At 69.1% G+C, this 7478-nt stretch carries 7 protein-coding genes, 1 pseudogene and 1 riboswitch; of the genes and pseudogenes, 3 read left to right on the top strand and 5 right to left on the bottom strand.

All coding sequences use genetic code 11. From position 1 onward, the window contains the following. The 3 genes and pseudogenes from VGF12_RS12000 to VGF12_RS11990 all read right to left on the bottom strand — a co-directional run. Positions 1 to 558: ABC transporter permease (locus VGF12_RS12000; protein WP_331176272.1), on the bottom strand; the 558-nt coding region annotated here is incomplete at its 3' end. Between the two features lie 83 nt (positions 559 to 641). Continuing rightward, positions 642 to 1304 (bottom strand): annotated as a pseudogene (ccmA, locus tag VGF12_RS11995) (heme ABC exporter ATP-binding protein CcmA); the annotation flags it as partial. Further along, positions 1301 to 2245, bottom strand: coding sequence for an HlyD family secretion protein (locus tag VGF12_RS11990; protein WP_331176271.1), 945 nt, complete (start codon positions 2243 to 2245; stop codon positions 1301 to 1303). The pseudogene ccmA and the gene VGF12_RS11990, both read right to left, overlap by 4 nt. 153 nt (positions 2246 to 2398) lie before the next feature. On the opposite strand from VGF12_RS11990, the gene VGF12_RS11985 reads away from it, so the two are divergent. The 3 genes from VGF12_RS11985 (at position 2399) to metW (ending at position 5618) form a co-directional block, all read left to right on the top strand. Continuing rightward, positions 2399 to 3733, top strand: a complete 1335-nt coding sequence (locus VGF12_RS11985; protein WP_331176270.1) for a methyl-accepting chemotaxis protein — start codon at positions 2399 to 2401, stop codon at positions 3731 to 3733. 19 nt (positions 3734 to 3752) lie between these two features. After that, positions 3753 to 3828: riboswitch (SAM riboswitch) on the top strand. Between the two features lie 42 nt (positions 3829 to 3870). After that, complete coding sequence (gene metX, locus VGF12_RS11980) at positions 3871 to 5046, top strand: homoserine O-succinyltransferase MetX (RefSeq protein WP_331176269.1); 1176 nt, start codon at positions 3871 to 3873, stop codon at positions 5044 to 5046. After that, a complete protein-coding gene (gene metW, locus VGF12_RS11975) occupies positions 5043 to 5618 on the top strand; it encodes a methionine biosynthesis protein MetW (RefSeq protein WP_331176268.1) in 576 nt (191 codons plus the stop codon). The genes metX and metW overlap by 4 nt, the downstream gene beginning before the upstream one ends. A 9-nt stretch (positions 5619 to 5627) precedes the next feature. Here metW and VGF12_RS11970 read toward each other — a convergent pair whose 3' ends face one another. Then, positions 5628 to 5834 carry a hypothetical protein gene (locus VGF12_RS11970; protein ID WP_331176267.1) on the bottom strand — a complete coding sequence of 69 codons (207 nt, stop codon included), beginning with the start codon at positions 5832 to 5834 and terminating at the stop codon, positions 5628 to 5630. Between the two features lie 237 nt (positions 5835 to 6071). Beyond that, positions 6072 to 7478 (bottom strand): GGDEF domain-containing protein (locus tag VGF12_RS11965; protein ID WP_331176266.1); only part of this gene is annotated, 1407 nt, incomplete at its 5' end.

Raw genomic sequence — 7478 nt, 5'->3', positions numbered from 1 at the left:
CAGCCCCGGCACGATGTTGTAGCGCGACAAGCCCTCCGGGTTGTATCGGCGCTGGATGCGCACCTCGAACGGCAGGGGCTGCGGCGCTACCACGGCCAGCGCGCCGCGCAGGTCACGGCTCAGTGCAGTCTGGCCCAGCTGGACCAATGCGGCGATGGCGTTGCCGGCGGCTGAGGGGTCGGTCGCGTCCGCGGCGACCAGCACGGCCGGCCGTTCACCGCGGACGACGCGCGTGCCGAAGTCGTCCGGCACGACGACGAGGAACTGGATCTCACCGCGTTGCAGCAGCGCATCACCGCGGGACTCTGCGATGCCGCTCTCGACGACACGGAAGTAGCCGCTGGTCTGCAGTGCGGCGACCAGGCTGCGCGCCATCGGGCTTGCGTCCTGCGACACCACGGCGGTCGGCAAGCCCTTGGGGTCGGTGTTGATGGCGTAGCCGAACAGCACCAGCTGCATGATGGGCACACCCACCGCCATCGCGAAGGTGAGCTTGTCGCGCAGCATCTGCTGCACTTCCTTCAGCGCGATGGCGAACATGCGGGCCAGGGCTTGCATCAGGTGCCCTCGGCGAAGTTGTCGGTGGCCTGGCCGACCAGGCGCACGAAGGCGTCTTCAAGGTCGTTGGCACCCGCGGCCTGAACGATCGACGCCGCCGTGCCGCTCGCCAGCACGCGGCCGTAGGCGATGTAGACCAGCTCATCGCAGCGCTCGGCCTCATCCATGTAGTGGGTGGACACCAGCACCGTGATGCCTTCCACGGCGAGCTGGTGGATGTGGTCCCAGAACTCGCGGCGCGCCTTGGGGTCGACCCCGGCCGTCGGTTCGTCCAACAGCAGCAGCCTGGGCTGATGCAGCAGACAGGCGGCCAACGCCAGGCGTTGCTTCCAGCCGCCGGACAGCGCGCCGGCGAGCTGCTTCTCGCGGCTCTTCAGCCCCAGCCGCCCCAACGCCGCGTCCACGGCCTCGCGGCGTCCGGCCATGGAGAACAGGCGGGCGATGAAGTCCAGGTTTTCGCGTATCGACAGGTCCTCGTAGAGGCCGAACTTCTGCGTCATGTAGCCGACCTGGCGCTTGACCTCGGCCGCCTGGCGGCGGAAGTCCAGGCCCAGCACATGCCCGTCGCCGGCATCGGGTGTCAGCAAGCCGCAGAGCATGCGCAGCGAGGTGGTCTTGCCGCTGCCGTTGGGGCCAAGGAAGCCGACGATGCGACCCGTGACGACCTGCATGTCCACGCTGTCCACAACCTTGCGGCCGCCGTATGACTTGCTCAGCCCTTTGACGTCGATCGCAAGTTCGCTCATGGGGTGACGTCCAGCGGCTGCCCCGGATGCAGGCGCTCCGCATCCTCGGCCTTCAAGGGACGGGCCTCGACGAGGAAGACCAGCTTGTCACGCTGCTGGTTGGAGTAGATGACCGGCGGCGTGTACTCCGGCCCTGCGGCGATGAAGGAGATGCGCGCCGGAATGGCTGCACCGCAACCATCGCAATGCAGCTGCACGGTGGTGTCGAGCTTCAGGCCGCCCACCGCCGACTGCGGCACATAGAAGCGCGCCTTGCGATTGGCCGGCGGCAGCAGGGCCAGCACCGGTTGACCGGCCGGCACCCACTCGCCGGGTCGCAGGAAGACGTCCTGCACGCGGGCCGGCATGGGCGCGCTCTGACGCTTCTGCTCGACGCGCCAGGCCGTCTGCGCACGACTGCTCCGTGCCGCGTCGGCCAGCGCGCGGGCGGCCTCGCGCTCGTCCTCGCGCGACGGCAGCCGGGCGACCACCAGCGCCGCGTCCAGCTCGGCGACGCGGGCACGCGCCTGGGCCAGCGCCGTCACCCCATCGTCCACCCGGGCCGGGGCCACGAAGCCCTGGGTCAGTAGTTCCTGCTGGCGCACGAGATCCACGCCCGCCAAGCGTTCGGCGGCGCGGGCCTGCTCCAGCTGGGCCCGCACGACAGCCAGCTCCGGCACGCGCCGGCCCTTGTCGGTGTTCCGAGCCTGGGCAAGCGCGCTCTGGGCGCGGGCCTGGGCCTCGATGTCCGCCGCGAGCTCGGGCGTCGCGTCCAGCGCGAACAGCGGCTGCCCCGCCGTGACGGCCTCGCCCGAGCGTACCGCCAACTCGGTGAGCCGGCCGGCCACTGGTGGGGCGATGTAGACCAGCTCCGCCTCGGCATAACCCGTCCAGCCGTCGGTCGGCCGGTCGCCGCAGCCAGCCAGCAGCGCGGCCATCGCAGGCAGAAAGATTCGCTTCATGGCAACAACTCCACATTGGACGGGACTTTTCGCCAAGTGTTCGGCAAATCGCAAGGCGCAGCCAATCTCTTCTTGCCAGCATCGAGTCGATCATTAGCATCTTGACAAGGAGGTCGCACCCGGCGGCCCGGCAAGGAGCAAGGAAGCAACCCCATGAATGTCGCCACCTGGATGCGCAGTTTCACCATCCGCACCCGCATGCACGGGGCCATCGCCATGGTGCTGGTGATGTTCGCAACTCTGGCCCTCACCGGCCTGCTCGGCGGCCGCCAACTGACGGCACTCCATGCCGAGGCCACGACGCGCACGACGCAGGAGGTCCAGCAACTCACCGCCATCCGGCAGGCCCTGGCCGACGTGCGGCAGGCGCAAGGCCTGCCGGAGCAACCCCGGGAGGCGCTGCGCGAGGTCGAGAAGCGCCTGGAGACGATGGTCGCCACCGTGGACCGCCAGGCCCACGCGGCCGAGGCCGAGTTCAGCGCCGAGATGCAGCGCATCACCTGGCGCGCGCTGGCCGTGCTGGCCATGGTGCTGGTGTTGGTCGTACCGCTGACGCTGATCAACTCCTCCACCATCACCACTCCCATGCGCTACGCCTGCACGGTAGCCCAGTCCATTGCTGGCGGCGACCTGAACAACGACGTGCGAATCGCCGGTCGTGACGAAGCTTCCGACCTGCTGCGCGCGCTGGACTCCATGCAGGCCAGCCTGCGCGGCTTGGTCAGCCAGGTCAAGACCTCGGCACTCAGCATCGAGACGGCCAGCGACGAAGTCGCCGCGGGCAATCACGACCTCAGCCAGCGCACCGAGCGGACGGCGTCAAGCCTGCAGCGCACCACCAACTCCATGGACGAGCTGACCCAGGGCGTGCGTCACGGCGCCGACGCGGCGGGCAAGGCGCGCGAGCTGGCCGCGGGCGCGGCCGTGGTGGCGCAGCGTGGCGGCCAGGAGGTGTCCGAGGTGGTCTCGACGATGGACGAGATCAACGCCAGTTCGCGCCGCATCGGCGACATCGTGGGCCTGATCGACAGCATCGCCTTCCAGACCAACATCCTCGCGCTGAACGCTGCCGTCGAGGCGGCGCGCGCGGGCGAGCAGGGCAAGGGATTCGCCGTCGTCGCCACCGAGGTGCGCTCGCTTGCGCAGCGCTCGGCGGGCGCTGCGCGCGAGATCAAGTCGCTTATCACCGCCAGCGTCGAACGCACTGAGACCGGCGCGCGCCTGGTGCAGCATGCGGGCGCGACGATGCAGGAGATCGTCGACAACGTGCAGAAGGTCAGCGACATGATCGGCGAAGTCGCCGCAGGCGCGGCCGACCAGAGCGCGCGCATCGGCCAGATTAACGGCGCCGTCAGCCAGCTCGACGACATGACGCAGCAGAACGCCGCGTTGGTGGAGCAGTCGGCTGCCGCCGCTGACAGCCTGCGGCAACAGTTGCAGTTGCTGGCTGGTGCCGTGGCGCAGTTCCGGCTTGACGGGCAGCGGTGACGGCGGACGGCATAGAATCTCGTCCCATAGCGCCGATTTGTTCCGGATTGCGGGCGCTCTACAAATGCCGCTAAACAGGACTCCGAACCAACCGGCGTCCGCAACAGTGGCCGCCGGTTTTTTATTGGAGTGAGGCCATGACGGGCCGTAGCGTCGGCGACGTGTCGCCGCAGAGTTTTCATTTCGACGAGCCACTGCCTCTGCGCAGCGGTGCCAGCCTGGGGCCCTATGACCTGATGGTCGAGACCTACGGGCAGCTCAATGCCGAGCGCAGCAATGCGGTGCTGGTCTGCCACGCGCTCAACGCCAGCCACCACGTGGCCGGCAGCTACGCCGGCCAGGCCAAGAGTGAGGGCTGGTGGGACAACCTCATTGGCCCGGGCAAGCCGCTGGACACGGACAAGTTCTTTGTCATCGGCGTCAACAACCTGGGCTCCTGCTTCGGCTCCACCGGCCCCATGCACGCCAACCCGGCGACCGGTCGGGCCTGGGGCGCGGACTTCCCCGTCGTCACCGTGCAGGACTGGGTGGACGCGCAGGCCCGAGTCGTTGAGCGCTTCGGCATCCTCAAGCTGGCGGCCGTGCTGGGCGGCAGCCTGGGCGGCATGCAAGCATTGGACTGGGCGCTGCGCTACCCCGAGCGCCTCGCCCACTGCATCGCCATCGCGACGGCGCCCAACCTGTCAGCGCAGAACATCGCCTTCAACGAGGTCGCGCGTCGCGCCATCGTGACCGACCCCGACTTCCACGGCGGCCACTTCTACGCCCACGGTGTGGTGCCCAAGCGCGGCCTGCGCGTGGCGCGCATGATTGGCCACATCACCTACCTCAGCGACGACGTCATGGCCGAGAAGTTCGGCCGCGAGCTTAAGTCCGGCGAGCTGGGCTATTCGACGCAGGACATCGAGTTCCAGATCGAGAGCTATCTGCGCTACCAGGGCGACAAGTTCAGCGACTACTTCGACGCCAACACCTATCTGCTGATCACGCGCGCGCTGGACTACTTCGACCCGGCGGCCGAGCATGGTGGCGACCTCGCGCGCGCCTTCGCGAGCGCGAGGGCCAAGTTCCTGGTGGCGAGCTTCACGACTGACTGGCGCTTCTCGCCGGCACGGTCGCGCGAGATCGTCAAGGCACTGCTGGACAACCGCCTGGACGTGTCCTACGCGGAGATCGACGCCCCGCACGGCCACGACGCCTTCCTGCTCGACGACCCGCGCTATCACGGGGTGCTAAGGGCCTATTTCGAGCGCGTCGCGGGCGAGTTGTACCCGGCGGCCCGGCCCCTGCAGATCAAGGGGGTGGCCGTATGAGTTTCGACCCCGCCATCGCCGCCCTGGTGCCGCCGGGCTCGCGTGTGCTGGACCTGGGCTGCGGCACCGGCGAATTGCTGGAGCACCTCATCAAGCACAAGGGTTGCAGCGGCTACGGTGTGGAGCTAGACGATGCCAACCTGCTGGCCTGCGTGAAGCGCGGCGTCAACGTCATCCAGCGCAATCTGGAGGAAGGCCTGTCCATCTTCGAGGACCAGAGCTTCGACATCGTGCTGCAGCTGGAAACGCTGCAGCATCTGCGCAACGCGGAGCAGATGCTCAAGGAGACGGCGCGCGTCGGCAAGATGGGCATTGTCAGCTTCCCCAACTTCGCCCACTGGCCCAACCGGGTGCAGGTGCTGTTCGGCCGCATGCCGGTGACGCGCGCTCTGCCCTACGAGTGGTACGACACGCCCAACATCCGCGTCGGCACCTTCGCTGACTTCGGCGTGCTGGCGCGCAAGAACCGGCTCAAGATCCTGGACAGCTTCGGCCTGCAGGACGGCAGGCCGGTGCGCTCACTGCCCAATCTGATGGCCAGCGTCGCGGTGTTCAAGTTCGAGCGCGAGTGACGGGCGATCTCAGCCCGGCGTCTTCTTTTGGGCCTTCTTGGCGGCCTTCTTCTTGTGCTTGGCCTTGGCGGGCTTCTTCGCGCCGTTCTTGGCCTGCACACCACTGCTGACGTGGCTGCCCTTGTGGTGCTGGGCCACGCGCGCCTCGGCGGCGGGGGCGGCGAAGACGGCGCCCAGCACGATGGCAAGGGCGGTGGCGACGGTCTGAATCTTCATGGTGGCGGGCTCTAGGAGACGGATGTCGCCAGCCTAACTCAGGGCGGCGGCGCTGCCTGATAGCAGCCCGTCAGTCCGCGCCCTCAGAACCCGGGCGGATCGCCTGGCCGTCATCGGGGTGCGCGTCGTCCCCGAAGACGCCCTCCCCGCGGTCAGAGCGTCGTGGCACCGAGCCCAAGGCACGCCCTGCCCCGTCGCAGCCTGAGCCTTCCCAGGTGCGCCCGGGTCATCGTGACTTCAGCCTGCGTTGCCCACGGATGGCGTGAGCGCGCCGGCCTGGACCACGCAGTTTCGCCCCCGCGCCTTCGCGACGTAGAGCGCCCGATCGGCGTCGTGGAACAGGCGGTCCAGGTCGGTCAGCTCGCGCGCCCGGGCGCAGGCCACGCCGAAGCTGGCACTGATGCGCAGCGTCGATCCTTCGACCGTCACGATGGGCGTGTCAGCCAGCGTGGCGCGGAGCCGCTCGGCGAGCTGCAGGGCTTCGTCGGGGGCGCAGTTGGGGGCCAGCATGACGAACTCCTCCCCGCCGTGGCGTGTCAGCAGCTCGCCTTCGCGGACCTCGCCGCGCGCATGCGCGGCCGCGGCGCGCAGCACCTGGTCGCCCACCGGGTGGCCATGCTGATCGTTGATGCGCTTGAAGTGGTCCAGGTCGAAGACCACCAGCGCCACGGGCCAGCCGTGGCGGCGCGACTGCGCCAGCAGGGCGCTGGCGCGCTCGGTGAAGGCCCGACGGTTGGGCAGGCCGGTCAGGAAGTCGGTGTCGCTGGCGACTCGCAATTGCTCGATGAGCTGCTCGCGCTCCGCCTCCAGTGCTCGGCTGCGCAGCGTGGCGTCTCGCAGCGCGGCGACGGCGCGCTGCATGGCACCGATCTCGTCGAGCCGCTCGGCCGGCAGCTCGTGATCGGACGGCGGCACGCGGCCTTGCATGATGGCCGTCATCGTCCGCGTGCTGCTCAGCAGCGGCATCAGCACACGGTGGCGGATGAGCAGAAAGACGCCGAGCTCGATGCACAGCACAGCCACGCCGAGCGCGACGTTGACGACGAGGCGCTCGCGCGTGGCGGCGACACGCGCGAGCGCCGCTTGCCGTCCGTCTTCGTACAGCTTGTCGCGCAGCTCGACGATGGTCCGCATCGACGGCACGTAGCGAGCCACGAAGGCGGCCGCGTCGAGGCCGTAGGCCTGGCCCGCCTGGCCGCGCGCCGTCAACTCCTGCACGAAGGGCAGATCCTCACCGAAATAACGCGCCTCCATCTGCTCGACGGCAGAGCGCGTCGGCGCGTCGGCGCGTCGCACCTGCAGCCAGATGAGGCGGCGCAGCTGCTCGATGCGGCCTTCGAGCCGCTGGATGGCCTGCTGCTCGTCGCGCGTCAGCGGCGCCTGCGTGGCCAGCGGCGTGTTGAATTCCGACCCCAACCGGCCCGCGTACTCGCGCAGCTCGGCTGCGTAGCGAGCACCGACCAGCGACATGGCCAACTCAGGATAGATGGCCTCGGCCTCGGCGGACAGCGTCGTCACGCTGCCGAACAGCGTGTCGACGACGGCGAACATGCCGTCGACCGGCCCCCGGGTCACCCGCGCGCCGGGTGCACCGCGCAGCGCATGCGGCAGTGCCGCGACGCGGTCCACCTCGGCCCGCGCCCG

It is taken from the genome of Roseateles sp., from assembly GCF_036404855.1.
Classification (GTDB): Bacteria; Pseudomonadota; Gammaproteobacteria; order Burkholderiales; family Burkholderiaceae_C; genus Pelomonas.
This window is presented reverse-complemented; position numbering and strand designations above follow the sequence as displayed.

Excerpts from the sequence above, each read along its gene's own strand:
- VGF12_RS11990 (WP_331176271.1), bottom strand. The coding sequence starts at position 2,245 with ATGAAGCGAATCTTTCTGCCTGCGATGGCCGCGCTGCTGGCTGGCTGC.
- VGF12_RS11985 (WP_331176270.1), top strand. The coding sequence starts at position 2,399 with ATGAATGTCGCCACCTGGATGCGCAGTTTCACCATCCGCACCCGCATG.
- metX (WP_331176269.1), top strand. The coding sequence starts at position 3,871 with ATGACGGGCCGTAGCGTCGGCGACGTGTCGCCGCAGAGTTTTCATTTC.
- metW (WP_331176268.1), top strand. The coding sequence starts at position 5,043 with ATGAGTTTCGACCCCGCCATCGCCGCCCTGGTGCCGCCGGGCTCGCGT.
- VGF12_RS11970 (WP_331176267.1), bottom strand. The coding sequence starts at position 5,834 with ATGAAGATTCAGACCGTCGCCACCGCCCTTGCCATCGTGCTGGGCGCC.